Below are 26,263 nucleotides of genomic sequence, written 5' to 3'. Positions count from 1 at the left end.
AAAAGACCGGGAAAAATCTCCCGGCCTGCTTGTTTGCAGTTAGTCTTCATCATCATTGTCATTATTATTGTTTGTCACATTGTTAGTACGGTTCGAACGATTGCGAGTATTCCAGTAATCTTCATAGTTAGCGTCTGTACCGCCGATACCAAATTTGTAAGTATTGCTTCCAGGTCCATCTTTAGCCCAGAAGGATTCAGATTCACCACTTGGTACTTGATAGGTAGTTCCATCATGACTAACTTTTCCAGGTTTCAGTCCCGTAAAGGTTGAAACCTTCTCTTTCTTGACATCGTCAGACAACTTAAACTCCTCATTTACCTCAAATACGTTAGGATTCACGCCATAGATTCGACCAGCTAGATACGCCATATAAGTAGCAGTACGGTTTCCAGCATTGCTATCCATCGGCTGATTATCATCGCGGCCTGTCCAACTGCCTAAAGTAACAGAAGGTGTAGAAACAATCAACCAGTTATCTGTATAATTATCGGTTGTTCCCGTTTTACCTACCCAGTCAGCTGTACTTAAGGTATAGTTTACTCCGCTTAGTAATGATTTAAATGGAGTAGTCTGCTGCTCGGTGATTACACTACGCATCATATCATTCATGATGCTTGCTGTTGCTTTAGAGTAAACCTGTACAGGATTTTCTTGGTGTTTGTAGATTTCTTTGCCTGTACTGTCTGTAATGGATTCAATTAAATACCCCTCTTGATAAACACCACCGTTGGCTAATGCTTGAAAACCATTTACTTGATTTAATGTAGTGGTCTCAATAGTTCCCAAAGGTGCTGATTCAACTCCCCAGTTGTCGGAGCTTGGAAAATTCATTTTCTTCAAATAATCGTTGTAGACATATTGATCAGAGCCTTTTTCAGTTAATAAATCTTGATAAACATGATAAGCAGGAATATTGGTAGACTCTACTAACGCTTCACGAGTTGTTTGGAAGGTTCGTGAACCATCTCCGGTCGCGTTTTTCAATTCTTTTCCAGCATTGGCACCTTGTTGATACTTCATTGGGAAATCAGCTATGCGGGTTCCGCTGCCGATCAACCCTTGGTCAACGGCTGGTCCGTAAACCAAAAGTGGTTTGATCGAAGAACCAGGCTGCCGAATGGTATCGAACGCATGATTATTCTGGTTAGTATTGTAATCACGACTGCCGACGAAGCCATAAATCCGACCTGTCCGGTTATCCATCAAAATATTACCTGTTTCGATAGGCGTTCCCGATCCATTGTCAAGATACTGCCCGTATTCGGTTGCTGAAAGCTGCATCGCATCATAAATATTTTTATCAATTGTTGATTGAACATTTAATCCTTGGTTTTGGATTTTTACTTTAGCCTGTTCAACATAACGAGTTCGTACATCATCTTTATTATAATCAGTTTCGCTGACACCATCTTGCGCTGCCTGCTGTCTAGCTAATATGCTGACTGCTTCATTATATATGGTGTAATATAAGAACCCTCGTTGGTCTTCTACCACATCTTCTCGTGCTTTGAAATCTTTGGCTAAATCATAATTTTTAGCTTCTTCGTATTCCTGTTTGGAGATTACCTTTTCACGATACATATTAAAAAGTACATTATCCTTACGATCCATTCCAATTGAGTAATCTTCTTTGAGATCTCCAGTGTTTGTATAAGGACTATAAACGATAGGACTTTGCGGCAATCCAGCAATAAAGGCAGCCTGCGGTAAATTTAGATCCTTGGCCTGAACACCAAAAATACCGGTGGCAGCTTCCTCCACGCCGGCAATGTTCTGCCCTTTATTATTACGACCAAACGGTGAAATATTCAAATAAGCGGTCAAAATTTCATCTTTGCTTAAATATTTTTCAACATCTAAAGCTAAAACAATTTCATTGGCTTTCCGTTTGAAAGAAGTCTCGCTGGTTAATACCTGTTGCTTTATCAGCTGCTGAGTTAAAGTAGATCCCCCAGAGCTTCCTCCCAAACCAGTTACTTCGCTGATTAACGCTCGAACTACTGCTTTAGGGACAACACCATGGTGTTCGAAAAAGTACTCATCCTCTGTAGCAACAATGGCTTTTTTGATCCACGGCGATATTTCATCAGAGTTGACTTTTTGTCGAATAGGATCAGCACTAATCGTGGCTATCTCTTTATTGTCCGCATAAAGGAGTTTGGAAGACTCGGTAATATCGCCGACCGTTTGCTTTACTTCTTCTTTTGTCGGTGTAGCGGTACCTTCTACCAAGTAGGCAAAGTAGCCTGCGCCAATACCTAAAGCCAGCATCCCTCCTAAGAATAGAACGAGGACAAGACCGACGAATAACGATTTTACCACTCTTAGTGTGACGTTAATATAAAAAGAAGTACCCACCAAATGCTTCGTGGAGCGGGGTTGCTTCTTTTTTTCTTTTTTCTTGTGAGCCAAAAAGTTCACCTCATCGATTATCTATATAATTCTGTTGAATTATAGCAAAGAATGAGCTGTCATAACAAGCACTTGGCGATATTGTAATCAAAACTTCAAATAATCGTAGTCATTTTGAATCTTACGTCTTTTAATTCGACATTTTTTCAGTTAATATGGGGAAGTATACAACTTTGAGGAGGAAAAAAAATGAGTTCAGACTTTTTTCAGGAGCTAAAAGACCGTGGCTTGGTCTTCCAAGTGACGGATGAAGAAGCCCTAAAAAAACAATTAAATGAAGAGTCTGTCAAATTATATATTGGATTTGATCCAACTGCTGACAGCCTGCACATTGGACATTTGCTGCCAATTTTGACTTTGCGTCGTTTCCAGCAAAACGGTCACGTGCCAATTGCATTAGTAGGTGGCGGAACCGGAATGATCGGTGATCCATCGTTTAAAGATGCTGAACGTCAGTTAAACACCTTAGATACTGTTAAAGCTTGGTCTCAAAGTATCAAAGATCAGTTATCTGGTATTATTGATTTTGAAAGTCAAGAAAACCCGGCTATTGTTGCCAATAACTATGAATGGTTAGGCGAGGTATCATTAATCGATTTCTTACGTGATGTTGGTAAAAACTTTACTATTAACTATATGATGAGCAAAGAAAGCGTAAAACGTCGGATTGAAACTGGAATTTCTTATACAGAGTTTGCGTACCAATTATTGCAGGCTTATGATTTTCTTCAATTATTTGATCGTTACGGTTGTCACCTGCAGTTAGGCGGCAGCGATCAGTGGGGAAATATTACTTCAGGAATTGAATTAATCCGTCGTGAAAAAGAGGCGCAAGCATTTGGGTTAACTATGCCGTTAATTACGAAAGCAGACGGGACTAAGTTTGGTAAAACTGAAGGCAATGCAGTTTGGCTTGATTCTGAGAAGACCTCTACTTATGAGTTTTACCAATTTTGGATCAATACAGATGATCGCGATGCAGTGAAATTCTTGAAATATTTCACCTTCTTACCATTAGAAGAAATTGATGCCCTTGAAAAAGAGTTCAATCAAGCTCCTGAAAAGCGTTTAGCTCAACGGACGTTGGCTAAAGAAGTAACCACTTTGGTTCATGGTGAAAAAGCCTATGAACAAGCGGTCCATATCTCAGAAGCATTGTTCAGCGGCGCAGTGAAAAATTTAACTGCTGATGAAATCAAACAAGGCTTTAAAAACGTACCAAGCTACCAAGTGAAAGCGGAAGATGACTTAAATTTAGTAGAAATTTTAATTACTGCAAAAATTGAAGCATCTAAGCGTCAAGCCCGGGAAGATATTACTAACGGAGCAATTTATGTGAATGGCGACCGTGTACAAGACTTGTCTTATGTATTGAGTGACGAAGATAAATTGGCAGAATCCTTTATAGTTATTCGTCGTGGGAAGAAAAAATATTTCGTGTTGCAGTTTTAATTGAGAAGTTGGCTAAATCTTCGGATTTAGCCAACTCTTTTATAAGGAGTAGAAATGACAAACATCTTATGGAATTCATTAGGACTGTTTCTAATTGTCTGTTTAGGGTACCTGACAAAACGTTTTAATATATTGAGCAAAGCGGATGGTTCAACATTATCGATGATCATCATAAATATAACACTTCCAGGAGCAATCATCGTTAATTTAGCTAAGTTGGATATTGCTTCTAATTTACTTTTACTGATCGTGGCTGGTGTTGTAATGAACATAGTAATGATTGGTTTTGGTGCATTCTTTTCTAAAAAGCAGCAGACAGTGGAACGAGAGCTGTTAATGTATAGTGCTTCAGGGTACAATATTGGAAATTTTGCTTTGCCTTTTCTTCAAAGCTTTTTACCGCAAGCAATCCCTGCCTTATCAATTTTTGATATTGGAAACAGTATTATGCTGGCTGGTGGTTCGACAGTTATGATTGAGGCAGTTAGCGGATCGAGTAAAGAAATTCCCAGTATTTTTCAAATTGGTAAGCGGCTAGCCCGATCAGTCCCCTTTTTATGTTATTTGATTATGCTATTTTTGCGCAGCTTCTCCATTGAAATTCCGATGCGCTTAGTTACCATGATTCAACCAATTGCGAATGCCAATACCTTCTTATCGATGTTTATGATTGGATTGTTTTTAGAATTACGGTTGCCAAGAAGCGATATAGTGCTAGTTGTTCGAACATTAGCTGTTAAATATATTTTTGGCGGTGTAATAGCTTTATTTGTGGCATTGTTGCCTTTACCGTCTATTATCAAAATGGTATTATGTTTAGTTTCGTTAGGACCTTTGACCACATTTGGGGTGGTAAATAGTGTTCAAGCAGGTGCTCGTCCAGAAGTTGTGGGATTTACTTCCTCTATCAGCTTTTTGGTAAGTCTGCCGTTAATGACAGCAATTTTACTGTTGGTATTGTAATGAATGAAAATCCTTGTAAGGAGTGAAGAAAGATATGTTAATTGGTTCTCATGTCAGTATGAAAGGAAAAGAGATGTTGCTGGGCGCTGCTAAAGAAGCAGCCAGCTATGAAGCATCTACTTTTATGATTTATAGCGGTGCGCCGCAAAATACCAAACGTAAATCAGTGGAGGAAATGAATATTCCTGCTGGAGAAGCTTTTATGGAGGAGCATGGACTATCCAATATTGTGATGCATGCGCCATATATTATTAATTTAGGCAATACAACCAAACCAGAAATGTTTGGCTTTGCAGTGCAGTTTTTACGGGAAGAAATTATGCGGGCAGAAGCGTTAGGAGCTACGCAAATTACGCTTCACCCCGGGGCACACGTGGGTGCTGGTGAAGAAGCTGCGTTGGATCAAATTATTAGAGGGCTAAATGAAGTGCTGACTGAGGACCAAAAAGCTCAAATTGCCTTAGAAACGATGGCAGGTAAAGGGACTGAAGTCGGGAAGACATTTGAAGAATTGGCATATATCATTAATGGTGTGACGCTCAATGAGAAGCTGTCAGTTACCTTCGATACTTGCCATACAAATGATGCTGGTTATGATGTGAAAAACAATTTTGATGGTGTAATGGAGGATTTTGATCGGATCATTGGTTTAGATCGACTAAAGGTTCTCCATATAAATGATTCAAAAAATCCGATGGGTGCTAGAAAAGACCGTCATGCCAATATCGGTTATGGAACAATTGGTTTTGATACCTTGAATCAAATTGTCCATGATGAACGCTTTTCTAAAGTATCTAAAATTTTAGAAACACCTTACGTTGGAAAAGATAAGAAGACGGCTTATGCACCTTATGGAAAAGAGATTGCCATGTTCAAGGAGCAAAAATTTGATAAAGCAGCCTTTCCAGAATTAGCTGAATAGAAGCAGTTAAGAAAATCAAAATTATTATCTGACTACAAATCCGAACGATTAGTTTTCATCTTTAGTTGATTGCACCTTAACAATTAACTTTAGGAAAGCCGATCGGTTCGGTTTTTTTATTGAAAATGACTGTCAATTTTTTGTTGGTAAATTGCTGGTAAAATGATCTGATGATTTAAAAGTCATCAGATGATTAAGGGTGAGGGATTTATGACAAAGAAAAAGACTGTGCTGCTAATCTTTTTAGTAGCCTTCAATTTACGACTGGGAATTTCTAGCGTAGCTCCCATTTTGGCGACAATTCAACGTAGTTTGCATTTATCTAATTTTTCAGTCAGCCTTTTGACAAGTATTCCGGTAATTTGCATGGGGGTTTTAGCTTTTTTGGTCGCATTTGTACAAAAGAAACTTGGACGTAACAAGGGCATATTTTTATTTTTACTCATTTTAGGCGTCGCGACGTTGAGTAGAGGCGTGTTCAACAGCTTTTTGGGATTGGTAGTTAGCACCTTGTTAATTGGTTGTTCGATAGCATTAATTGGTCCATTGTTATCAGGATTTATTAAAGAAATTTTTCCAGAAAAAGCAGGCCTTTTGATTGGTATTTATTCACTAAGTATGGGATTAGGTTCCGTTAGTGCTTCTAGTTTGATGGGACCATTAACGCGATATTTTAATGGGCAATGGTCTACAGCTTTAGCTGTTTGGGGGGTATTAGCAATAATCAGCGGGTTCATTTGGAAGCTGTTGGCAGATAAAACGACTTCGCCAGCTGCAAGTAAGCAGTTTGGAACTTCTTTCTTTGCAGATAAAAAATTATGGAAATTGGCTTTATTTTTTGGAATTCAGTCCGGAGTATTTTACAGTTTTACTACTTGGATTACTTCTGCTTTGTTGAGTAAGGGGGTGTCGCCAATTTGGAGCATCACTTTACTAACTACTTTTACAGCTGTTCAAATGATTAGCAGCTTTTTAATTCCTACATTGATGGATAAAATTGGAACTACTAAGCAATGGATTATCTGTTGCTGCTGCTGCCTATTAGGGTCTGCTCTGTTATTGATTTTCGCCAATAGACTCTTTATTCTAGTGATAAGTATTCTATTGGCTGCAATAGCAACAGGCGGATTTTTCCCAATTGCCATGCTATTGCCGATTCGAGAAAGCCAAGATGCTTCGCAAGCTAGTATCTATGCTAGTATTGTTCAGGCCTTTGGTTATATGATTGGTGGGATTACTCCTGTTTTAATTGGCAGTTTTATTGATTTAACAAACAGTACAGCCAGCTTGTATTGGTTTCTACTAATAGGGGCAATTTTGTTGTTGGTAGTAGGCCATTCATTGGAAAGTGAGGAAACAGATGGGAAACAAACGCGGGTTAGTCAATCAAACAATCACTGAACTCTTGACCTTTATCAAGGCAAAAAACTATAGAGTGGGACAAAAACTACCTAAAGAAGCCGATTTAGCCGAACTACTAGGGGTAGGACGTTCAACGTTACGAGAAGCGGTAAAAATATTGTCTTTCTCGGATGTGCTAGATGTACGGCAAGGTTCTGGTACTTATTTGAAAAATACCAGTTTTAAAGAAGATTTCTCAACGGAAGAACTGCTGGCCGCTCGGCAAATGTTAGAACTACAAGCCGTTCGTTTAGTTATTCAAAAGGATCATAAGGTTGATACTATGCTTCAGCTGAAGGAATTACTATTTCAACGAAATCAGTTATTAGAGGCGGGCAAGTTTTCTGAATACGTAATTCAGGATATGGCTTTTCATAAAAAAATTATTGATCTGACAGGTAATCCTTTTTTAGTCAAATGGTACCATGAAATCGAAGAGGCCATTCGACTATATCTAAGTGGTCAGATGCTGAAAGTAGCGAACTATCAAGATAATACTCGCTTTCATAATCAGCTTTACCAGGCATTGGTAGATAAAGATGTTGAATTAGCTGAACAAATGATTATTGCAAATAACGGCTTTGAGTGATGGGAACTGTTAGATATTTTAAGGAGATTATCAAGATTTGGGAAATACCTTTTCTTTTGTGGGAAGTTCTAGTAAAATATGTAGCGAATGTCAAAAGAGAGGAGCGATAAAATGGTATCAACAGGAATTGTTGTGTTGATTGCAGTCATTGCCGCAATATTGGGTGCTGTAGGTGGTTTCTTCTTAGCTAGAAACTGGATGAAAGATTATTTAAAAAAGAACCCTCCAATTAATGAGGATATGTTGCGTCAGATGATGATGTCGATGGGTCAAAAACCTTCTGAGAAAAAAATTCGTCAAATGATGCAGCAAATGAAAAATCAAGAGTAAGCATAAGCAAGGACAACCATTCTTTGATGGTTGCCCTTCTTTTTTGAAATAAAAAAACCTACTTTATACGGATCGACAAAAACGGAAAGACAATCTTCGTAAGTAAATAAGCTAATTTAAAAGAATAATTTGTTTGGGAAATTACAAACCTTTTGTAAGCAAATTACTCGACAGAATTCAATTGTAGCAGTAAAGTTAAGCCAAATGGGGGGATTTGAATGTACGACGTAATTATTATTGGTGCTGGTCCTGCAGGTATGACCGCAGCTTTGTATGCATCCCGTTCAAATTTGTCTGTATTAATGATCGAGCGCGGTGCGCCTGGCGGACAAATGAACAATACAGCTGAGGTAGAAAATTATCCAGGATTTGACTCAATTATGGGACCTGAGCTAGCACAAAAGATGTATGAAAATGTAGAAAAATTTGGAACTAAAAATGCTTATGGAATTGTGCTGGATATTAAGGATCGCGGGGACTATAAAGAAGTCATTACCGAGGATCAAACTTATCAAGCCAAAACAATCATTATTGCAACGGGCTGTGTTCATCGTAAGCTGGGCGTAGCTGGAGAAGAATCATTTGCTGGTCGCGGTGTATCTTATTGTGCGGTATGTGACGGTGCCTTTTTCCGCAACAAACGTTTGTTAGTAGTTGGAGGCGGCGATTCAGCAGTAGAAGAAGCGATTTACTTAACTCGTTTTGCCGCTGAAGTAGTCATTGTTCACCGCCGTGACGAGTTACGAGCACAAAAGATTATTCAAGACCGGGCATTTGCAAACGAAAAGATTTCTTTTATCTGGGACAGTGTCGTAGAAGAAATAGTTGGCAATGATATGGTGGTAACTGGAGCAAAAATTCGTAATGTTAAGACTGATGAAATCCATGAAGAACCAGCTGATGGCATGTTCATTTATGTTGGACTTGATCCACTAACAGAACCATTTAAAAATAGTGGTATTACCAATGAAGCAGGTTGGATTGAAACAGATAATGAGATGAAAACCAGTATTCCTGGTGTCTTTGCAATTGGTGATGCCAGAGAAAAAGATCTGCGTCAAATCACAACTGCAGTAGGCGAAGGTGGTATTGCAGGTCAACAAGTTTATAAATATATCGAGAGTAATAAATAATGAGTGTCTTTTTTGACACTCTTCTTTTTTTGCTCCATTTTAATGTTTTTGTTTGCTGAATATAACAAGGATGGTATACTTGAAAGGTAAGAAAAATGAAAGAGGTGTCCTTCATGTCTTGGAAACAAGTGTATGAACAATGGATGAATTCCGATAAACTGGATGAAAAAATGCAAAAGGAATTAAAAGCGCTTAATGATAATGCTGAATTAAAGCAAGATGCTTTCTATACATCTTTAGAATTCGGTACAGCAGGAATGCGGGGGATTTTAGGACCAGGAACCAATCGTATGAACATTTTTACGATTCGTCAGGCTACAGAAGGTTTGGCCCGTTTCATGGATACCCAAGATTCTGAAACTAAAAAGCGCGGCGTAGCAATTGCCTATGATTCTCGCCACATGTCGCCTGAGTTTTCAATGGAAGCAGCTAGAACGTTGGCTGCTCATGGCATTCCTTCTTATGTTTTTGAAAGTCTGCGACCAACTCCAGAGCTTTCTTTTGCAGTACGTCACTTGAATGCATTTACAGGGATAATGATTACTGCTTCACATAACCCCGCTGAATACAATGGGTACAAAGTCTATGGTGAAGATGGAGGCCAAATGCCGCCAGAAGATGCGGATGCATTGACTAAATTTGTGCGCTCAGTTGAGAATCCTTTAGAAGTGGCAGTTTTGCAAGACGAAACCAGCAGTCTAATTACGATTATTGGTGAAGAAGTTGATGCTGCTTATTTGGAAGAAATCAAAGCTGTGACAATTGATCAGGAATTGATTAACGAAATGGGCAAAAACTTGAAACTTGTTTATACACCATTACATGGTACTGGAACAATGCTTGGGGAGAAAGCCTTGAAGCAAGCAGGGTTTGAAGAATATATGCTGGTTCCTGAACAAGCAGTGGCTGATCCTGATTTTTCTACTGTTAAATCACCAAATCCTGAAGAGCATTCAGCTTTTGAATATGCAATTAAGTTAGGTGAAAAAGAAGGTGCGGATTTATTAATCGCCACGGATCCAGATGCTGACCGTTTAGGAGCAGCAGTACGTTTGCCTAGTGGTGAATACCAAGTATTAACTGGAAATCAAATCGGTGCGTTGCTGATTCGCTACATTTTAGAAGCTCATAAGCAAGCGGGGGATCTACCAGAAAATGCAGCGGTATTGAAGTCCATTGTTTCAAGTGAATTGCCAACGGCCATTGCTAAAGCCTATAATACTGAAATGGTTGATGTATTGACCGGCTTCAAATTTATTGCTGAAAAGATTCAACAATACGAAGAAGATGGCTCTCATACCTTTATGTTTGGCTTTGAAGAAAGCTATGGTTACCTAATCAAGCCATTTGTTCGGGACAAAGATGCAATTCAAGCGTTGCTTCTATTAGCAGAGGTTGCCGCTTATTATAAGAAGCAAGACAAAACCCTTTATGATGGTTTGCAAGAAATTTTTGAAGAATACGGCTACTTTGCAGAGAAAACTATTTCTGTGACGTTGAGTGGTGCAGAAGGTGCTGCTAAGATCAAAGAGATCTTGGAAGGGCTGCGGACTCAAGCACCAACGGAATTTGCAGGGGTTTCAGTGGCACTAACTGAAGATTATCTAATCCAACAAGCCACAGATAGCCAAGGTACAAGCAGGGCCATTGCTATGCCTTCTTCAAATGTATTAAAATATACGTTAGAGGATGATACTTGGTTAGCTATCCGACCATCTGGAACAGAACCAAAAATTAAATTTTACATTGGAGTAAAAGGGTCATCTGAAAAAGATGCGGAGAATAAGCTAGCGGCTTATGAAGCAGCAATCCGCAAAATTACAGAGTAGAAGAGGGGCTTAGAATGAGTACACAAAAGACTGAAATTCTAGCCGTTAGTCAGTTGTTTAAAGTGTTGAGTGACCCCACTCGTTTAAGAATTTTATTGTATTTGAAGCAAGGTGAACGCAATGTTTCTTCCATCAGTGAAAATTTGGCAATGGAACAGTCAGCGGTTTCCCATCAATTGAAGCTGTTGCGGGACAACCGTTTGGTCAAAGCACGACGCGATGGCAAGGCAATGTTGTATAGTTTGGATGACCATCATGTCTTAGATATTTTGGATCAAACCTTCCGCCATGTGTCTCATCATTAAGACAACTAGTGATTTTCTATTTTTATTGGAAAATCACTAGTTTTTTTTGGGTATTTTAGTTATACTAAGACACAAACTATATTAAAATATGATGAAACACGTTTAATCTTTGTGCAATCATTTGGAGGCGAATTATGAAAAAACCAGTTAAAGTAGGTCTATTAGGTTTAGGTGTTGTAGGAACTGGTGTGCTGGAAATTCTGGCAGATCATCAGGAGAAAATCGAAAAGAGTATTGGCTGTCCCTTAACCGTAACAAAAGCGTTGATTCGCCCGACTGAGGACAAAGAAGAAACGGCGAAAAAATACAATCTTCAATTGGTGCATGAGTTAACTGATATTACAGAGGATCCAGAAATTGATATTGTAGTAGAAGTAATGGGACGTATTGAACCAGCTAAGACTTTCATTGCAGAATCGCTGAAAGCTGGCAAGCACGTTGTTACGGCGAATAAAGATTTACTCGCTCAACATGGCAGTGAATTAGCTTCTTTAGCTCATGAGCAAAAACGCAACTTATACTATGAAGCAAGTGTAGCTGGTGGTATTCCAATCTTACGGACCATCGCTAACAGTTTAGCAGCGGATGATATTCAGGAAGTATTAGGGATTGTTAATGGAACAACTAATTATATGTTGACTAAAATGGTCACTGAACAGTTAGACTACGAAACTGCCTTGAAGCAGGCTCAAGAATTAGGCTTTGCTGAAAGTGACCCAACAAATGACGTAGATGGCATTGATGCAGCGTATAAAATGGTAATTTTAAGCAAATTTGCTTTTGGTATGACGATTAATATGGACCAAGTAAAGGTAAAAGGAATTCGAGGATTATCCGGTAATGATGTGACGGTTGCTGACCAGTTAGGCTACACCGTTAAATTGATTGGTTCGACTGTTAAGCAAGGCGACAGTATTGCAGCCGAGGTAGGACCAGTATTGGTTCCGAGTAATCATCCATTAGCTTCCATTCATAATGAATTTAATGCGGTATTTGTGAAGAGCTCAGGAATTGGTGAATCCATGTATTACGGACCTGGCGCTGGTTCACGACCAACAGCAACTAGTATTGTAGCGGATTTGATGACGATCGTTAATAAGATTCAACTAGGCACGATTGGTCATCGTTTCAGTGAGTATACTCAACCAACCAAGTTGACATCGCCTGAAGAAATCGTCAGCAAATACTTCTTGTCATTAAAAATGCCTGATAAAACAGGTCAATTTTTACAATTAGCTGAGATCATGGCACAAGCTGGTGCAGGACTTGAACAGGTAGTTCAAGAGAAAGCTCAAGTAGAAAATGCTCGAGTTGTGGTAATTACTCACAAAATGTCGGAAACAACCATGAGCCAAATTCAAAAAGACATCGATGAAAAAACAGATTTTGAACTATTATCAACAATGAAAGTAATGGGGGAATAGTTAACATGTACGAAGGATTATTAAAGCAATATCAAGAATATTTACCAATCACTGATAAAACACCAATGCTGTCATTAGCGGAAGGAAATACACCGTTAATTCCATTGCATAATTTATCTAAAGAACTAGGAATTACTTTGTATGGTAAATATGAAGGCTTGAATCCAACTGGTTCATTTAAAGATCGTGGGATGGTTATGGCTGTAGCTAAAGCCGTTGAAGACGGAGCGAAAGCAATTATCTGTGCATCAACTGGAAACACTAGTGCAGCAGCAGCGGCATATGCGACTCGTGCAGGTATTAAAGCCTATGTAGTAATTCCAGATGGAAAAATTGCTATGGGTAAACTGGCTCAAGCGATTATTTATGGAGCGGATATCATTTCAATTCCAGGAAATTTTGATGAAGCGTTGAAAGCAGTGCGTGATATTGCAGAAACAGAAGCAGTTGCTTTGGTAAACTCAGTTAATCCTTATCGTTTAGAAGGTCAAAAAACTGCTGCTTTCGAAATATGTGAACAACTAGAAAAAGCACCTGATGTTTTAGCTATTCCTGTCGGCAATGCTGGAAATATTTCGGCCTATTGGAAAGGTTTCAAAGAGTGGCATGAAGTGAAAGGCACAGCTCTACCGCGCATGCACGGTTTTGAAGCGGAAGGCGCTGCAGCAATTGTTAGGGGAGAAGTGATCGAACAGCCGGAAACAGTGGCGACTGCGATTCGAATTGGAAATCCAGCCAGCTGGAAATTAGCTGAGGCAGCAAGAGACGAATCAGGTGGACACATCGATGCAGTAACTGATGAAGAAATTTTAAATGCATACCGGAAAGTTGCAGCACAAGATGGCGTCTTTGTAGAACCTGGTTCAGCAGCATCGTTAGCCGGAGTAATTCAGCATGTGAAGAGTGGAAAAATCAAACAAGGTGAAACTGTAGTAACAGTTTTCACTGGTAATGGTTTGAAAGATCCAGATACAGCAATTAATGCAACTGATGTAAAAATTAGTAAAATGAGCGATTTAGAAGATATGCGTCAACACTTGAAAGAAGGAGTGGCGAAACTATGAAAATCCGCGTTCCTGCCACAAGTGCCAACCTAGGTCCAGGCTTTGACTCTTGCGGGATCGCGCTTTCGCAGTATTTAGTGATCGAGATTGGTCCAGCAACACAAAAATGGGCAGTGGAGCATGAGTTGTCCAATTCCATTCCTCGCGATGAGAAAAATCTGCTGATTCAAATAGCGTTGAAAATAGCGCCTAAGTTGACACCTCACAGCATAAAGATGTCAACTGATATTCCAGTCGCTAGAGGATTGGGCAGCAGTTCCTCTGTCATTGTGGCCGGAATTGAATTGGCTAATCGTTTGGGTAATCTAAACTTGTCTGTTCGAGAAAAATTAGAGATTGCTACAGAGATCGAAGGTCATCCCGACAATGTTGCACCAGCAATTTGTGGTAGTTTTGTTGTGGCTAGCTATGCAGATGAGCAGGTAGAGTATGTAAAACATCATTTTCCAGAATGCGATGTAGTCGTATTCATTCCAGACAAGGAATTGTTAACCTCAGCCAGCCGAAGTGTCTTACCTGATGAATTTTCTTATAAGGAGGCAGTAAAGGCCAGTTCGATTGCGAATGTAATGATTGCCGCAGTATTGAATGGCAATTTACCTTTGGCTGGAAAAATGATGGAAAAAGATTTATTCCATGAGAAGCATCGTAAAGATTTAGTGCCTCATTTAACTGAAATCCGAGAAATTACTCAAAAAATGGGTGGATATGGCAGCTATCTAAGTGGAGCAGGCCCTACTGTATTGACTTTAGTGGCCCCAGATAAATCTCAGCAGGTTGCTGAGCGATTGAAGGAGTTAGATGACACAGCTCGGGTGGAAATCTTGGCAGTTGATCAAGAAGGACTGCAAGTTTATTAATTAAATAGTATGTGATGAAAAGAAGAGTATAGAAGAACTAGGTTTTACAGAAAGCTTCGGTAGCTGAAAAGAAGTATTCCTGATCTTTTAGAAGATGGTCTTGGAGCATAAAATGATGAATAGAGTAATCATTTGCGGGTCGGCCCGGTACAGCTTTTCAACAGTCCGCTGTTGAGTGAGATTGATCCTAGATCAATAAACAAAGGTGGTACCACGGAAAACTTCCGTCCTTTCCTATTACAGGAGGACGGAAGTTTTTTTGTTAGTCTCGCTTTTTGCAGTTTGCTATTGTGAGAGAGTTAGATTTAAAGGGGTTGCTCAAATTCAAAATTAAGAAGACTAGTTGGATGGTACACGATAGTAGGATAAAAGATTTTTTGATAAGAAAATGTTGAACAGAAGAACAAACAGATCGAACAACCAATCACAATCAAAGGAGGAAATGAATATGGAATTCGAAACAAAATGTCTGCATGCGGGGTACACGCCAGGAAATGGAGAACCTCGGGTATTACCCATTACTCAAAGTACCACGTACACTTATGATTCAACAGAGGAAATTGGAAAACTATTTGATTTGAAGGAAAGTGGTTATTTCTATACTCGATTGGCAAATCCAACGACGGGTGCGGTAGAGGAAAAGCTAGCTGCACTGGAAAATGGCGTAGGAGCATTATGCACTGCTTCTGGTCAGGCGGCGACTTTCTATGCTATCTTGAATATTTTAGAAGCAGGGGATCATTTTATCTCTTCTTCTTATATTTATGGGGGTACGTACAATTTATTTGCCCATACTTTACGAAAAATGGGAATTGAAGTAACTTTTGTAGATCAAAATGCTTCTTTAGAGGAATTGAAGCAAGCAGCAAAATCAAATACCAAAGCGGTTTTTGCTGAAACAATTGCTAACCCAGCCTTATGTGTATTAGACATCGAAAAATTCGCACAGTTAGCGCAAGCTTTGGACGTACCGTTTTTAATTGATAATACTTTTGCGACCCCCTATTATTGCAGACCAATTGAATTTGGAGCAGATATTGTTATTCATAGTACAACTAAATACTTGGATGGTCATGCGGTTCAAACCGGCGGAGTTATCATTGATGGTGGGAAATTTAACTGGAATAATGGTAAATTCCCACAATTGTCTGAACCAGATGACACTTATCACGGGATTGTCTATACTGAAACCTTTGGTGCTGCAGCATATATTACTAAAGCTAGGGTTCAACTAATGCGCGATTTAGGAGCGACCCCTTCTCCGCAAAATTCTTTCTTACTGAATTTGGGAATCGAAACTTTAGCAGTAAGAATGGAACGTCATTATCAAAATGCTTTGGCTGTTGCAGAGTTTCTAACTAAACAACCTGCGGTCAAAAAAATAAAGTACCCTGGTTTAAAGCAAGATGAAAATTATGATTTAGCACAAAAATATGTTCCAAATGGATTATGCGGTGTGATTTCCTTTGAAATTGGAGCAGGCAAAGAGGAAGCAGCGAAATGGCTGGATGCTTTGCAATTGGTTTCGTTGGAAGTTCATGTAGCAGATATTCGAACATGCGCACTACATCCAGCAACATCTACCCATCGTCAGCTAACCGATGAAGAATTAACGCAGGCGGGAATTTCACCAGGTTTGGTGCGCTTATCATGCGGAATTGAGAATGTATCAGATATTCTAGCAGACTTGCAGCAAGCTTTTGAACAACTGGAGGGATAAGTCATGCCGATTCGTTTAGAACCTGACTTTCCAGCAAAAAGGATCTTGGAGAATGAAGATATCTTTGCCATTGATAATTTGCGAGCTAATCAACAAGATATTCGACCATTAAAATTATTGATTCTAAATTTAATGCCTAATAAAATCGCAACTGAAATTCAACTGCTGCGGTTAATCAGTCAAAGCCCATTGCAAATTGATGTGGATTTTATGAAGGTGGCTTCCCATGAGCATCGTAATACTAGCAAGACCCATTTGGAGAAATACTATTTAGAATTTTCTTCTATTAAAGAAACTTATTATGACGGATTGATTATTACGGGTGCCCCCATTGAAAAACTGTCTTTTGAAGAGGTAGATTATTGGGAGGAACTGACTGCAATTATGACCTGGAGCAAAACCCACGTGACTTCGGTCATCCACATTTGTTGGGGAGCTCAGGCGGGGATGTATTACCATTATGGAATAGATAAAGTGCTGTTTGAGGAAAAGCTGTTCGGCATTTTCTCACAAAAGCTTTTGACGCAGCATCGTTTGTTCCGTGGTTTTGATGATGTTTTTTGGATGCCGCAATCTCGTTATACTGGAATTAATGAAACACAAGTCTCAGACAGTTCGCTAGAGGTAATCGCTCGGGGAGCTGATGGCGCAGCCACGATTCTTCTTTCAGATGATGGGCACAACGTATTTTTACTGGGACATTTTGAATATGATTCTGGTACCTTAGAAGGTGAGTATCTGCGGGACTTGGATAAAGGATTAGATACTCAAAAGCCTGAAAATTACTATTTGTCTTCGGAGAAGATTACAAATCGTTGGCGAGCGCATGCGTATTTGTTTTTCCATAATTGGATTAATGATGTCTATCAGACAACTCCCTATGTATTAGAGCAAATAGTCGAGATCCAAACGAAAAAGACAAAATAAGATTTTTAAAATAGAAAATATCCGAACTTTAGCAACTGCACCCCTGTAATTATTGGCGTGTTCATTAACTATAGTTCGGATATTTTTTGTTAAAATTCCGTTTAGTTAGTCGTCTTCAGCGTCTTCCATAAAATAGTAGCTGTGGTCTTCTAAATCTAGGGCATTCATAATCTTAGCTGCAGTTTCCTCTATGGAATAGTTTGCGACGTTTACTACATAGCAACCAAGTTTTTGATACAATTCATTAGCAAATTCTAATTCTGCTTGAATTTTGTCGCGATCCGAATATGCTGTTTCAGGATTGAGGCCATAAGCGCGCATCCGTTCTTTTCGAATACTGATTAATACTTCAGGGTCATTGGTTAAACCAACAATCTTTTTAGGATCAATCTGGAACAATTGCTTAGGAATATGCGCTTGTGGAATCAACGGCAAATTGGCTACCTTTAAATTTTTGTTGGCTAAAAACAGGCTTAAAGGTGTTTTCGATGTTCGTGAGACACCTAATAAAACAATGTCAGCGTCAAGGAAACCTTTTGCATCTTTTCCATCGTCGTATTTCACAGCAAATTCCAACGCTTTGATTCGTTTAAAATAATTGTCATTTAAATGATGCAGTGCACCGGGTTCATAAGTTGGTTCAATACTTGCACGTCGTTCGATTTCATTAACCACCGGATTCAACAGATCCATATGGAACAAGCCTGCTTGTTCGCAAAATTCTTCGGCGATTCGTGATAACTTCGGATCAATTAATGTATGAATGATCATGGCATTTTCATTTTTAGCATCTTTCAGCGCCTTTAACAGTAACTCCGCTGAGCTGATAAAGGTTCGACGGAACAAGCAAAATTCTACAGTCGGGTATTGCGCCATAGAAGCCTGCGCCAATTTAGAAGCCGTTTCACCTGCCGAATCGGAAATGATAAAGATCGTTACAAGATCGGTTTGATTTTCCTTCTCCATAAAATTCTCCCTTGTATTTTAAGATAATTTATTATACCATATTGTTTATTCATAATCATTACGATTTAATTAGGAGGAATCGTCATGACCCAACCAACATTATTAGAAAAAGCGTTAATAAAAGTGAAGGAAAAGGGCTTCAAATACACGAAAAAGCGTGAAACCTTATTGGACTATTTGATTAAAAAGAATCGTTATGTGGCTGCTAAAGAAATATATGACTATTTGAATGCTCAGTTTCCTGGACTTAGTTATGATACTGTTTATAGAAACTTAAGGGAATTTTGTGAAATCGGCATTGTGGAAGAGACCGATTATCAGGGAGAAATGAAGTTCCGCTTCAGCTGCAGCGAAGATTTTGGGCACCATCATCACTTTATTTGTACGGTTTGTGGCAAAACGAAAGAGATTCACATGTGTCCAATGGATTTTTTCAAGGAGCAGTTAGATGATTGCCAAATTGAGGGGCATCGTTTCGAATTATATGGACGTTGTTCAGATTGTAAAACGATTGCTTAACCAATCGGTAAAATAAAACTCCCCAGTACCTTGACTCATATTTATCCATTCGATATAATAACCTATGGACGGTCTTGTTTTTTGAGAGTATATTTCAATAACAAAAACGGTTACTTTTTAAGCTCGGAGGGAGGGAATTTATATGTCAAAAACAGTGGTTCGTAAAAATGAATCTCTTGACGATGCTCTTCGTCGCTTCAAACGTTCCGTTTCAAAAGCGGGGACTCTACAAGAATCTCGTAAACGTGAATTTTATGAAAAGCCAAGTGTGAAACGCAAGAAAAAATCAGAAGCAGCTAGAAAACGTAAAAAATTCTAGTGTGAATGGAGTGATATGATGTCACTGCTTACTCGGCTAAACGAAGACATGAAGCAAGCGATGCGCAGCAAGGACAAAGAATCTTTGCAGGTAATTCGCATGCTGAAAGCCGCTGTTCAAAATGAACAAATCAATACAGGTCAGGAATTATCAGAAGATGATGAACTAACTGTTCTATCTCGTGAGATGAAGCAGCGACGTGAATCATTGATGGAATTCGAAAAAGCTGATCGGACTGATTTAGCGGATAAAGTCAAAAAGGAAATTGTAATTGTAGAAAAGTACATGCCAGCGCAGCTTTCAGAAGATGAAATCCGCAGCATAGTAAGTGATGCAATTGCTAAAACTGGAGCAACTTCACCAAAGGAATTTGGAAAAGTGATGGGCGCTGTGATGCCAAAGGTCAAAGGTAAGGCTGACGGTAATCAGGTAAATGCCATCGTAAAAGAGTTGTTACAATAGGAATTTTTACCATCGAGAAGAATATTCTCGGTGGTTTTTTTTTGCTTTATAATTGAGGATTGCCACAATTTCCACATTGAAGTGGAAAATAAAAAATTTAAACTCATTTGAAAACGTTCTATAGTTAGGTCAGAAAGAAGGAGGAGGAACTTTTTAATGGAAGAAGTCAGAGTCGGAACCGAGATGGACTCAATGGCCATCATCTTACATGCAGGCAATGCAAAGAGTGATGCGTATGAAGCCCTGCTCGCAGTGAAGCAAGGAGATTTCAAAACATTTGATGAAAAGCATAAGACAGCGAAAAGTGAAATGAAACTTGCTCATCGAGCGCATGCAGAAATGCTTAGAAAGCTTTCTTCAGAGGACCGAATGAACGAGGTGGATCTGCTATTAGTGCATGCAGAGGGACATTTAACTTCAACAGAGATTGCTGTAGACATGATCGCTGAGTTTGGAGAATTGTATAAATGGAAGGAGACTATTTAATGGATAAAAACTTTTTTTGGGGTGGGGCAACTGCCTCTTATCAATGTGAAGGTGCTTGGGATGTCGATGACAAGGCCGAATCAATGTGGGATCATTACCTGCATGAAAACGATATGGAGAATGGAGACATTGCCAGTGACCATTATCATCGCTTTGAAGAAGATATTCGTATGATGAAAGAAGGAGGTCAAACTTCTTATCGCTTTTCACTATCATGGCCACGCATTATTAAAAATCAAGCTGGTGAAATTAATTCTAAAGGAATTGAGTTTTATCATCGCTTATTAGATGCTTGCCACAAATTTGATATCGAACCTTTTGTGACAATCTATCACTGGGATTTACCGCAATATTGGGAAGCAGATGGCGGTTGGCTAAATCGAGACGTAGCTTATGCATTTGAACATTTAGCAAAGATTTGCTTTGAACAGTTTGGAGATAAAGTTCGTTACTGGACAACCTTCAATGAACCCAAATGGTTTATTGCTAACGGCTATTTTATCGGAAATTATCCACCAGGCTTGCAGGACGTTCAAAAAACGATGATAGGAGCTTATCATGTAATGTTGGCGAGTGCTCTAGGGGTGCGGGCTTTCCATGAAGGCGGTTATCAGGGACAGATTGGTATTGTTCACAGCTATACACCAGTTAATGGTGTAGATGATACAATTGAAACGAAGATTGCGATGCGCTATGCAGATAACTATTGCAATAACTGGATTTTAGATACAGCAGCTTTAGGAGAATTTCCAATTGATCTAGTGGCAAAACTGGCTTTAGATTATGACGTAGATTTTATGAAGGTAGATGAATTACGCATCATTAAGGAAAATACAGTTGATTTCATCGGGCTAAACTATTATGCTCGTACTTTAGTGAAACCGTATACCGATGGTGAAACACAAGTAGTCTTCAACCATTCGGGTAAAAAAGGTCAGAGTAAAGTGGTAATCAAAGGTTGGTTTGAACAGGTGAAGGATCCGAATAGTGAATTTACTGCCTGGGATACTGAAATCTATCCAAAAGGCTTGCAGGATGGGTTGATTGAAGCTTGGGATCGCTATCATTTACCCATTTACGTTACCGAAAATGGGGTAGGCGTCAGAGAAGACGTGACTGTTGATCAGGTGAATGATGATTACCGTATTTCATTTATGAATGACCACATTAATGCCATCATGAACGCGATGGATCAAGGAGTAGATATTCGCGGCTACTACGCTTGGGCATCCTTTGATTTATATTCTTGGAAAAATGGTGTTGAAAAGCGTTACGGCCTAGTTGCTGTTGATTTTAATAATGAACAAGAACGTAAGCCTAAAGCCTCTTACTATTGGTTTAAGGAGGTCATTGAAAGTCACGGAGAAAAAATCCAACGAAGAGCGTTTGAGTAACAATCCGATTTGCATTTAAAAAAATGGCTCCATTGAGAGGAACGATAATAATGAAAAAAGTAATGCTAGTTTGTAATGCGGGGATGTCAACAGGAATGTTAGCAAAAAAAATTGAAGCAGCTTCCGGCAATACGCTGGAAGTGAATGCTTACAGTGAATCTGAATATAAAGATTATTTGGAGGGGGTAGATTTAGTTTTAATTGGGCCACAAATTCGTTTCTTAAAACCGCAAATTTCGGCGGCGGTAGAGGTACCCGTTGAAGCAATTTCACCAATGAAGTACGGCATTATGGATGGTAAAGGTGTCTACGAAGATATCAAAAAATTGATCGGGGGATAAAAGATCATGGGATTTAATACATTAAGCGAAAAAATGGATCAATATATCTCGCCGCTTGCTAACAAGTTAAGTCAGCAGCGGCACTTGAAAGCAACACGCGATGCCTTTATGTCAATGCTGCCAATTACTTTGTTTGGTTCAATTCCGATCATTTTGAATGCTGCACCAGTGACAGAAAATACAACAAACCGCTTTTTGCTGGCTTGGGCGAGCTTTGCTGAACAGAACAGTATGATTTTAAACTGGATCAGTGGTATCACCTTAAGTGCCATGTCATTATTCATTTGTATCGGAGTAACTTATTTCTTATGTCGTCATTACAAGGAAGATGTATTAAGACCTTTGATGTTTGCAGTCGTTGGATTCTTGATGCTAGTTTTGACACCGTTGAAGCTAGGCTGGGATGGTAAAGAAGTGGAGATTAGTTTCTTGGATGGTCGTGGAATTTTGTTGGCACTTTTTGTTTCTATTGTTACGGTGGAAGGCTATCATTGGATGCGTAAGAAAAACATTGGACGAATTTCAATGCCGGATAGTGTACCAGCTTCATTGTCAGAAACCTTTGCAGCGCTCGTACCTGGCCTGATTTTGATGACATTCTTTTCGATTGTCTTTATTATCTTTCATGCCTTTGATACGACCGCTGTACAATTCCTATACAATATTATGGCACCGAGCTTCCAAGCAGCGGATAGTCTGCCATTTACCATTTTGAGTATTTTCTTGATTCACTTGTTTTGGTTCTTTGGCATTCATGATGCGGCATTAGCTGGAATTTTAGGACCAATTCGTGACGGAAATTTGTCAATTAACGCGGCGGAAAAAATGGCGGGTACAGATTTAAGTAACGTCTTTACTACTCCATTTTGGACTTACTTTGTTATTATTGGTGGTTCAGGTTCAGTCTTGGCATTAGCTTTCTTAATGATGCGTTCCAAATCAAAACAGTTAAGTACAGTGGGGAAAGTTGGTTTTCTGCCTTCCGTTTTCGGAATTTCAGAGCCGATGATTTTCGGGACACCGTTGATGTTGAATCCGATTTTCTTTGTACCATTTATTTTTACTTCTGTGTTTAACGGAATTGTTACTTACTTGTGTATGTCGTGGGGGATTGTTGGCAAGACGTTTGCGGTGTTCTCGTGGCAGATGCCCGCACCAATTGGAGCTTTCCTTTCTACTATGGACTGGCGTGCGGTTGTATTGGTTCTTGCATTGACGGCTCTAGATGGAGTGCTGTACTACCCATTCTTTAAGGTATATGAGAAAAACCTAATTAATCTGGAAAAAGAATCTGAGACAGAGGCTGATTCAGCAGAAAAAACAGCCGTAGATGTTTCCAATGATACAACGACTGCTTAATAGTTTAGAGCATAGGTAATCCTATGCTCTTATTGTGATATAATCTAAAAGCTAAAATGCCTTCAGGAGGATCGAACATATGCAAATTTCTCAAAGACAAGAACAGATTATCGAGAAATTAACTTTTAGTAATCTCCCTCTTACAGCCCAGATGCTCTCTAAAGAGTTAGGCGTATCGTCTAAAACAATTCGTAATGATATCCAACAGTTAAATGGACAGGTTTTACAAGCGGTCATTTTATCGAAAGCGGGTGCTGGATTTTATCTTAATCCAGAAACTCTTTCATTATTGGATAATGAGAAGAAAATTGATCGATCAAACCTGCGCTTTGAATTGCTGGTTCAAATTATTGATCAAGCCAGGTGCGATTTTTACGAATTAGCCGATGATTTCTTTATCAGCGAGTCTGCACTTAATCGGATTATCAAGGAGTTAAATGACTTGATTTCTCGACAGGATCAATCATTGATTATTCAGCGGAAAAACAACCAATTATTTATTAATGGTGAAGAAGCTGAGAAACGGCGCGTTTTTACGCTGTTCTTGAATCAAGAAATTGAGGCCAATAAATTAAGCTTGGAGAAGTATTCAGACTATTTTGGACAAATTGATTTAGCTAAGTTGTCGCAGTTGGTAATTCGTTTCCACCAGCAGGAGAACTTTTCGATCAACGACTTTTCCACGATTTCTTTTATTTTACATGTAGCTGTATTGTTAGAGCGAGTGAGCAAAGCGAGCTTTTTAAATACTACTAAGACTGCAATGGAGGATCAAGAGGGACGTCGGCTAACCCTTGAAATAGCTGCTTTATTAGAAGAAAACTTTCAGGTAGAAATTCCAGAGGAAGAGCTGCCATATATTTATCGTCTGTATTCTGGTGTAATTGTTTCCAATGAGAGCTTGGAAGAACTGCAGTTAAAAGAAGTGATCGAAAATTTACTTGATAGTATTTCGGGGATTTTTTATTTAGATTTTACTCAAGACGAAAAGATTGTTGATTATTTGCTGACTCATGTTTCAGCTTTATATAAGCGGGCAATCAATCATCAATATTTAACCAATCCTTTGTTAGAGGAAATTAAAAGTAAGTTTTCTTTTGTTTACAATGTTAGTGTATATGCTTCCGCTTTTTTACAACGGACATTATACATACAATTTCCAGAGGATGAAATTGCCTATTTATCCTTGCATTTTCTTTCCGCTTTAGAAAATATCCGCAGGAAAAAAAAGAAGCAGGTGCTGCTAGTTTCACCTTACGGAGTAGGAAATCAGCGGATTGTTCGATCTTATTTAAATCGAATTACGGACTTCGAAATAGAGTTGTCTGTAGCACAGTCTATTTTCGATATCAATGATGAGCTGATAAAGGACAAGGATTTGATTTTGACAACTGAAGCGTTGCAAATAGAGACGACTATTCCTATTTATCACTACCAGTCTTTTTTAACAGAACAAGATTTAGCCAAGATTACCCAACTCTTTGCTGCAGTCAGTCAAACGCCGTCGGTACTGACCCGCTTTTTGAAGGAAGAATTATTTTTTCCTCACGAGGGACAAAGGACACCTGATGAAGCGATTCGTTTTCTTTGTCAGCAGTTGTGTGATAAAGGATATTGCGAAGCTGACTATGTGGAAAAAGTATTAGAACGTGAGGCGTTGTCCAGCACAGCATTTGGCAATTATTATGCGATTCCCCATGCGATTAAACGAGAGGCTAAGAAAAATGCAGTAGCGATTGCTTCCTTTGAAAAACCGATTCAATGGCAAGGAAAAAAAGTAAGACTGGTTCTGCTGCTGGCGTTAAAAGGAGAACGTGACAATTCCTTTGAACAATTGTTTGAGGAGTTGGTAATGATTTTAAACGAACCTGCTCGTGTCAAACGGTTAGCGAAGCAAATAGATTTTGAAAAATTTTTAACGATTTGTCAGGAAAAATAAGAAAGACAGTGATTTTTTGAAGCGGCTCGTCAACGAGACTTCGAGGATTGCTGTCTTTTTAGGTCTTTCTTAAGGTGAGATCCCTCGCAATTTTTCTTTTATTTAGAGTGTGGTATGATAGGGTGACTGATTAAAATAAGGGGATGAAGTATTTTTGACAAAAAACGATTTTGAGTCGTTGGAAATAAAACTTAACGCCAAAGATGATATTAGTATGTTGTTAGGTTCCCATGACAAACATATCAAGTTTTTAGAAGATAATACAGAAACAACAATTAATACACGAGGCGAAACCATCCAAATTATTGGTGAAAAAGAAGAGACCAAACTGGTCGCAGATGTTATTCGAGCATTGCAGATGTTAATTGATCGGGGAATAAAGGTTGCGACACCTGATGTGATGACCGCTCTTCGCTTGGCTAAGGATAATCATTTAGATGAGTTTGTGATGATGTATGAAGAAGAATTATTAAAGGATCGCAACGGAAAGCCTATTCGTCCTAAAAATATTGGTCAAAGCCGCTATATCTCCGCTATCCGTAAATCAGATGTAGTATTTGGAATCGGTCCTGCCGGTACTGGTAAGACCTATTTGGCGATTGTTATGGCAATTGCCGCGTTAAAAAAAGGTGAGGTACAACGGATTATTTTGACTCGACCGGCTGTTGAGGCAGGCGAAAGCTTAGGATTCTTACCTGGTGACTTGAAGGAAAAAGTAGATCCTTACCTGCGCCCAATGTATGATGCGCTGCACCAAATCTTTGGTGTTGAGCATACGAACCGTCTATTGGATCGTGGTGTCATAGAAATTGCACCATTGGCTTATATGCGAGGCCGTACTCTAGATGATGCTTTTGTCATCTTGGACGAAGCACAAAATACGACGATTGCCCAAATGAAAATGTTTTTGACTCGGCTGGGATTTAATTCTAAAATGGTGGTTAACGGTGACACCAGTCAGATTGACTTGCCAAAAGGTCAGATGAGTGGCTTGATGCATGCGGAACGAACGCTGCGTAATATCAAACATATTCGCTTTGCGAATTTTGAATCTGCTGATGTGGTTCGTCACCCTGTAGTAGCTGAAATTATTGAAGCTTACGAGAAAGAGAATCTACGCCATTCAAATGAGTAGATTGGAGGA

Annotated in this window: 25 protein-coding genes and 1 other annotated feature; of the genes, 23 read left to right on the top strand and 2 right to left on the bottom strand. The window is 39.1% G+C overall.

Features of this window, described 5'->3' with window-relative positions; genetic code table 11:
- Window positions 1–39 precede the first annotated feature (39 nt).
- Window positions 40–2,415 (bottom strand): transglycosylase domain-containing protein, encoded by a 2,376-nt coding sequence (locus IGI49_RS09290; protein ID WP_429964278.1) that lies wholly within the window; start codon window positions 2,413–2,415, stop codon window positions 40–42.
- Window positions 2,416–2,604: 189 nt separating this feature from the next.
- On the opposite strand from IGI49_RS09290, the gene tyrS reads away from it, so the two are divergent.
- From tyrS to IGI49_RS09220, 14 genes are all read left to right on the top strand, one after another.
- Complete coding sequence (gene tyrS / locus IGI49_RS09285) at window positions 2,605–3,867, top strand: tyrosine--tRNA ligase (RefSeq protein WP_429964277.1); 1,263 nt, start codon at window positions 2,605–2,607, stop codon at window positions 3,865–3,867.
- Between the two features lie 54 nt (window positions 3,868–3,921).
- Window positions 3,922–4,830, top strand: a complete 909-nt coding sequence (locus IGI49_RS09280) for an AEC family transporter (RefSeq protein WP_429964276.1) — start codon at window positions 3,922–3,924, stop codon at window positions 4,828–4,830.
- A 34-nt stretch (window positions 4,831–4,864) separates the two neighbouring features.
- Complete coding sequence (locus IGI49_RS09275) at window positions 4,865–5,752, top strand: deoxyribonuclease IV (RefSeq protein WP_429964275.1); 888 nt, start codon at window positions 4,865–4,867, stop codon at window positions 5,750–5,752.
- Window positions 5,753–5,962: 210 nt separating this feature from the next.
- A complete protein-coding gene (locus IGI49_RS09270; RefSeq protein WP_429964274.1) occupies window positions 5,963–7,153 on the top strand; it encodes a CynX/NimT family MFS transporter in 1,191 nt (396 codons plus the stop codon).
- A complete protein-coding gene (locus IGI49_RS09265) occupies window positions 7,113–7,742 on the top strand; it encodes a FadR/GntR family transcriptional regulator (protein ID WP_429964273.1) in 630 nt (209 codons plus the stop codon). Before IGI49_RS09270 ends, IGI49_RS09265 begins: the two co-directional genes overlap by 41 nt.
- Window positions 7,743–7,853: 111 nt before the next feature.
- On the top strand, window positions 7,854–8,072 hold the full coding sequence (locus tag IGI49_RS09260) for a YneF family protein (protein ID WP_207701026.1): 219 nt from the start codon (window positions 7,854–7,856) through the stop codon (window positions 8,070–8,072).
- Between the two features lie 218 nt (window positions 8,073–8,290).
- The gene (trxB, locus tag IGI49_RS09255) at window positions 8,291–9,205 is read left to right on the top strand and encodes a thioredoxin-disulfide reductase (RefSeq protein ID WP_429964272.1); all 915 of its coding nucleotides are present in this window, start codon (window positions 8,291–8,293) and stop codon (window positions 9,203–9,205) included.
- 113 nt (window positions 9,206–9,318) lie between these two features.
- A complete protein-coding gene (locus IGI49_RS09250; protein WP_429964271.1) occupies window positions 9,319–11,034 on the top strand; it encodes a phospho-sugar mutase in 1,716 nt (571 codons plus the stop codon).
- 14 nt (window positions 11,035–11,048) lie between these two features.
- Window positions 11,049–11,339 (top strand): ArsR/SmtB family transcription factor, encoded by a 291-nt coding sequence (locus IGI49_RS09245; protein ID WP_207704766.1) that lies wholly within the window; start codon window positions 11,049–11,051, stop codon window positions 11,337–11,339.
- 134 nt (window positions 11,340–11,473) lie between these two features.
- Window positions 11,474–12,763, top strand: coding sequence for a homoserine dehydrogenase (locus tag IGI49_RS09240; RefSeq protein WP_429964270.1), 1,290 nt, complete (start codon window positions 11,474–11,476; stop codon window positions 12,761–12,763).
- Between the two features lie 5 nt (window positions 12,764–12,768).
- Complete coding sequence (gene thrC, locus IGI49_RS09235) at window positions 12,769–13,827, top strand: threonine synthase (protein ID WP_010759940.1); 1,059 nt, start codon at window positions 12,769–12,771, stop codon at window positions 13,825–13,827.
- Window positions 13,824–14,687 carry a homoserine kinase gene (thrB, locus tag IGI49_RS09230; protein WP_429964269.1) on the top strand — a complete coding sequence of 288 codons (864 nt, stop codon included), beginning with the start codon at window positions 13,824–13,826 and terminating at the stop codon, window positions 14,685–14,687. Before thrC ends, thrB begins: the two co-directional genes overlap by 4 nt.
- A 5-nt stretch (window positions 14,688–14,692) precedes the next feature.
- Window positions 14,693–14,922 (top strand) — a binding site (T-box leader).
- A gap of 213 nt (window positions 14,923–15,135) precedes the next feature.
- Entirely contained in the window at window positions 15,136–16,407 is a 1,272-nt protein-coding gene (locus tag IGI49_RS09225) for an O-acetylhomoserine aminocarboxypropyltransferase/cysteine synthase family protein (protein ID WP_429964268.1), read from the top strand.
- A gap of 3 nt (window positions 16,408–16,410) precedes the next feature.
- A complete protein-coding gene (locus tag IGI49_RS09220) occupies window positions 16,411–17,334 on the top strand; it encodes a homoserine O-succinyltransferase (RefSeq protein WP_429964267.1) in 924 nt (307 codons plus the stop codon).
- Between the two features lie 105 nt (window positions 17,335–17,439).
- Here IGI49_RS09220 and IGI49_RS09215 read toward each other — a convergent pair whose 3' ends face one another.
- Window positions 17,440–18,300: a pyruvate, water dikinase regulatory protein gene (locus IGI49_RS09215; RefSeq protein WP_207704772.1), complete on the bottom strand. Its 861-nt coding sequence runs from the start codon at window positions 18,298–18,300 to the stop codon at window positions 17,440–17,442.
- A gap of 84 nt (window positions 18,301–18,384) precedes the next feature.
- Between IGI49_RS09215 and IGI49_RS09210 the strand changes: the two genes are divergently transcribed.
- The 9 genes from IGI49_RS09210 to IGI49_RS09170 all read left to right on the top strand — a co-directional run bounded on the left by IGI49_RS09210 (window position 18,385) and on the right by IGI49_RS09170 (window position 26,254).
- Window positions 18,385–18,819, top strand: coding sequence for a Fur family transcriptional regulator (locus IGI49_RS09210; protein ID WP_207704773.1), 435 nt, complete (start codon window positions 18,385–18,387; stop codon window positions 18,817–18,819).
- Window positions 18,820–18,961: 142 nt separating this feature from the next.
- The gene (rpsU, locus tag IGI49_RS09205; protein ID WP_002356740.1) at window positions 18,962–19,138 is read left to right on the top strand and encodes a 30S ribosomal protein S21; all 177 of its coding nucleotides are present in this window, start codon (window positions 18,962–18,964) and stop codon (window positions 19,136–19,138) included.
- Between the two features lie 18 nt (window positions 19,139–19,156).
- Complete coding sequence (locus IGI49_RS09200; RefSeq protein ID WP_429964266.1) at window positions 19,157–19,600, top strand: GatB/YqeY domain-containing protein; 444 nt, start codon at window positions 19,157–19,159, stop codon at window positions 19,598–19,600.
- 156 nt (window positions 19,601–19,756) lie between these two features.
- Window positions 19,757–20,086 (top strand): PTS lactose/cellobiose transporter subunit IIA, encoded by a 330-nt coding sequence (locus tag IGI49_RS09195; protein WP_429964265.1) that lies wholly within the window; start codon window positions 19,757–19,759, stop codon window positions 20,084–20,086.
- Entirely contained in the window at window positions 20,086–21,480 is a 1,395-nt protein-coding gene (locus tag IGI49_RS09190; protein ID WP_429964264.1) for a glycoside hydrolase family 1 protein, read from the top strand. The genes IGI49_RS09195 and IGI49_RS09190 overlap by 1 nt, the downstream gene beginning before the upstream one ends.
- Window positions 21,481–21,530: 50 nt before the next feature.
- On the top strand, window positions 21,531–21,821 hold the full coding sequence (locus tag IGI49_RS09185; protein WP_207704777.1) for a PTS sugar transporter subunit IIB: 291 nt from the start codon (window positions 21,531–21,533) through the stop codon (window positions 21,819–21,821).
- A gap of 6 nt (window positions 21,822–21,827) precedes the next feature.
- Window positions 21,828–23,180, top strand: a complete 1,353-nt coding sequence (locus IGI49_RS09180) for a PTS sugar transporter subunit IIC (protein ID WP_429964263.1) — start codon at window positions 21,828–21,830, stop codon at window positions 23,178–23,180.
- Between the two features lie 79 nt (window positions 23,181–23,259).
- Window positions 23,260–25,119, top strand: a complete 1,860-nt coding sequence (locus IGI49_RS09175) for a BglG family transcription antiterminator (protein ID WP_429964262.1) — start codon at window positions 23,260–23,262, stop codon at window positions 25,117–25,119.
- Window positions 25,120–25,333: 214 nt separating this feature from the next.
- Window positions 25,334–26,254 (top strand): PhoH family protein, encoded by a 921-nt coding sequence (locus IGI49_RS09170; protein WP_207704844.1) that lies wholly within the window; start codon window positions 25,334–25,336, stop codon window positions 26,252–26,254.
- Window positions 26,255–26,263: the final 9 nt, after the last annotated feature.

The organism is Enterococcus sp. AZ071, from assembly GCF_050499065.1.
Classification (GTDB): Bacteria; Bacillota; Bacilli; order Lactobacillales; family Enterococcaceae; genus Enterococcus_A; species Enterococcus_A ferrettii.
This window is presented reverse-complemented; position numbering and strand designations above follow the sequence as displayed.

What these genes read in the sequence shown, in the direction of transcription:
- IGI49_RS09195 (WP_429964265.1), top strand. Translation starts at nt 19,757, where the DNA reads ATGGAAGAAGTCAGAGTCGGAACCGAGATGGACTCAATGGCCATCATC.
- IGI49_RS09270 (WP_429964274.1), top strand. Translation starts at nt 5,963, where the DNA reads ATGACAAAGAAAAAGACTGTGCTGCTAATCTTTTTAGTAGCCTTCAAT.
- IGI49_RS09240 (WP_429964270.1), top strand. Translation starts at nt 11,474, where the DNA reads ATGAAAAAACCAGTTAAAGTAGGTCTATTAGGTTTAGGTGTTGTAGGA.
- IGI49_RS09185 (WP_207704777.1), top strand. Translation starts at nt 21,531, where the DNA reads ATGAAAAAAGTAATGCTAGTTTGTAATGCGGGGATGTCAACAGGAATG.
- IGI49_RS09275 (WP_429964275.1), top strand. Translation starts at nt 4,865, where the DNA reads ATGTTAATTGGTTCTCATGTCAGTATGAAAGGAAAAGAGATGTTGCTG.
- IGI49_RS09210 (WP_207704773.1), top strand. Translation starts at nt 18,385, where the DNA reads ATGACCCAACCAACATTATTAGAAAAAGCGTTAATAAAAGTGAAGGAA.
- IGI49_RS09180 (WP_429964263.1), top strand. Translation starts at nt 21,828, where the DNA reads ATGGGATTTAATACATTAAGCGAAAAAATGGATCAATATATCTCGCCG.
- IGI49_RS09280 (WP_429964276.1), top strand. Translation starts at nt 3,922, where the DNA reads ATGACAAACATCTTATGGAATTCATTAGGACTGTTTCTAATTGTCTGT.
- thrC (WP_010759940.1), top strand. Translation starts at nt 12,769, where the DNA reads ATGTACGAAGGATTATTAAAGCAATATCAAGAATATTTACCAATCACT.
- IGI49_RS09175 (WP_429964262.1), top strand. Translation starts at nt 23,260, where the DNA reads ATGCAAATTTCTCAAAGACAAGAACAGATTATCGAGAAATTAACTTTT.
- IGI49_RS09200 (WP_429964266.1), top strand. Translation starts at nt 19,157, where the DNA reads ATGTCACTGCTTACTCGGCTAAACGAAGACATGAAGCAAGCGATGCGC.
- IGI49_RS09190 (WP_429964264.1), top strand. Translation starts at nt 20,086, where the DNA reads ATGGATAAAAACTTTTTTTGGGGTGGGGCAACTGCCTCTTATCAATGT.
- IGI49_RS09260 (WP_207701026.1), top strand. Translation starts at nt 7,854, where the DNA reads ATGGTATCAACAGGAATTGTTGTGTTGATTGCAGTCATTGCCGCAATA.
- IGI49_RS09225 (WP_429964268.1), top strand. Translation starts at nt 15,136, where the DNA reads ATGGAATTCGAAACAAAATGTCTGCATGCGGGGTACACGCCAGGAAAT.
- thrB (WP_429964269.1), top strand. Translation starts at nt 13,824, where the DNA reads ATGAAAATCCGCGTTCCTGCCACAAGTGCCAACCTAGGTCCAGGCTTT.
- IGI49_RS09220 (WP_429964267.1), top strand. Translation starts at nt 16,411, where the DNA reads ATGCCGATTCGTTTAGAACCTGACTTTCCAGCAAAAAGGATCTTGGAG.
- IGI49_RS09265 (WP_429964273.1), top strand. Translation starts at nt 7,113, where the DNA reads ATGGGAAACAAACGCGGGTTAGTCAATCAAACAATCACTGAACTCTTG.
- IGI49_RS09170 (WP_207704844.1), top strand. Translation starts at nt 25,334, where the DNA reads ATGTTGTTAGGTTCCCATGACAAACATATCAAGTTTTTAGAAGATAAT.
- IGI49_RS09250 (WP_429964271.1), top strand. Translation starts at nt 9,319, where the DNA reads ATGTCTTGGAAACAAGTGTATGAACAATGGATGAATTCCGATAAACTG.
- tyrS (WP_429964277.1), top strand. Translation starts at nt 2,605, where the DNA reads ATGAGTTCAGACTTTTTTCAGGAGCTAAAAGACCGTGGCTTGGTCTTC.
- rpsU (WP_002356740.1), top strand. Translation starts at nt 18,962, where the DNA reads ATGTCAAAAACAGTGGTTCGTAAAAATGAATCTCTTGACGATGCTCTT.
- IGI49_RS09245 (WP_207704766.1), top strand. Translation starts at nt 11,049, where the DNA reads ATGAGTACACAAAAGACTGAAATTCTAGCCGTTAGTCAGTTGTTTAAA.
- IGI49_RS09215 (WP_207704772.1), bottom strand. Translation starts at nt 18,300, where the DNA reads ATGGAGAAGGAAAATCAAACCGATCTTGTAACGATCTTTATCATTTCC.
- trxB (WP_429964272.1), top strand. Translation starts at nt 8,291, where the DNA reads ATGTACGACGTAATTATTATTGGTGCTGGTCCTGCAGGTATGACCGCA.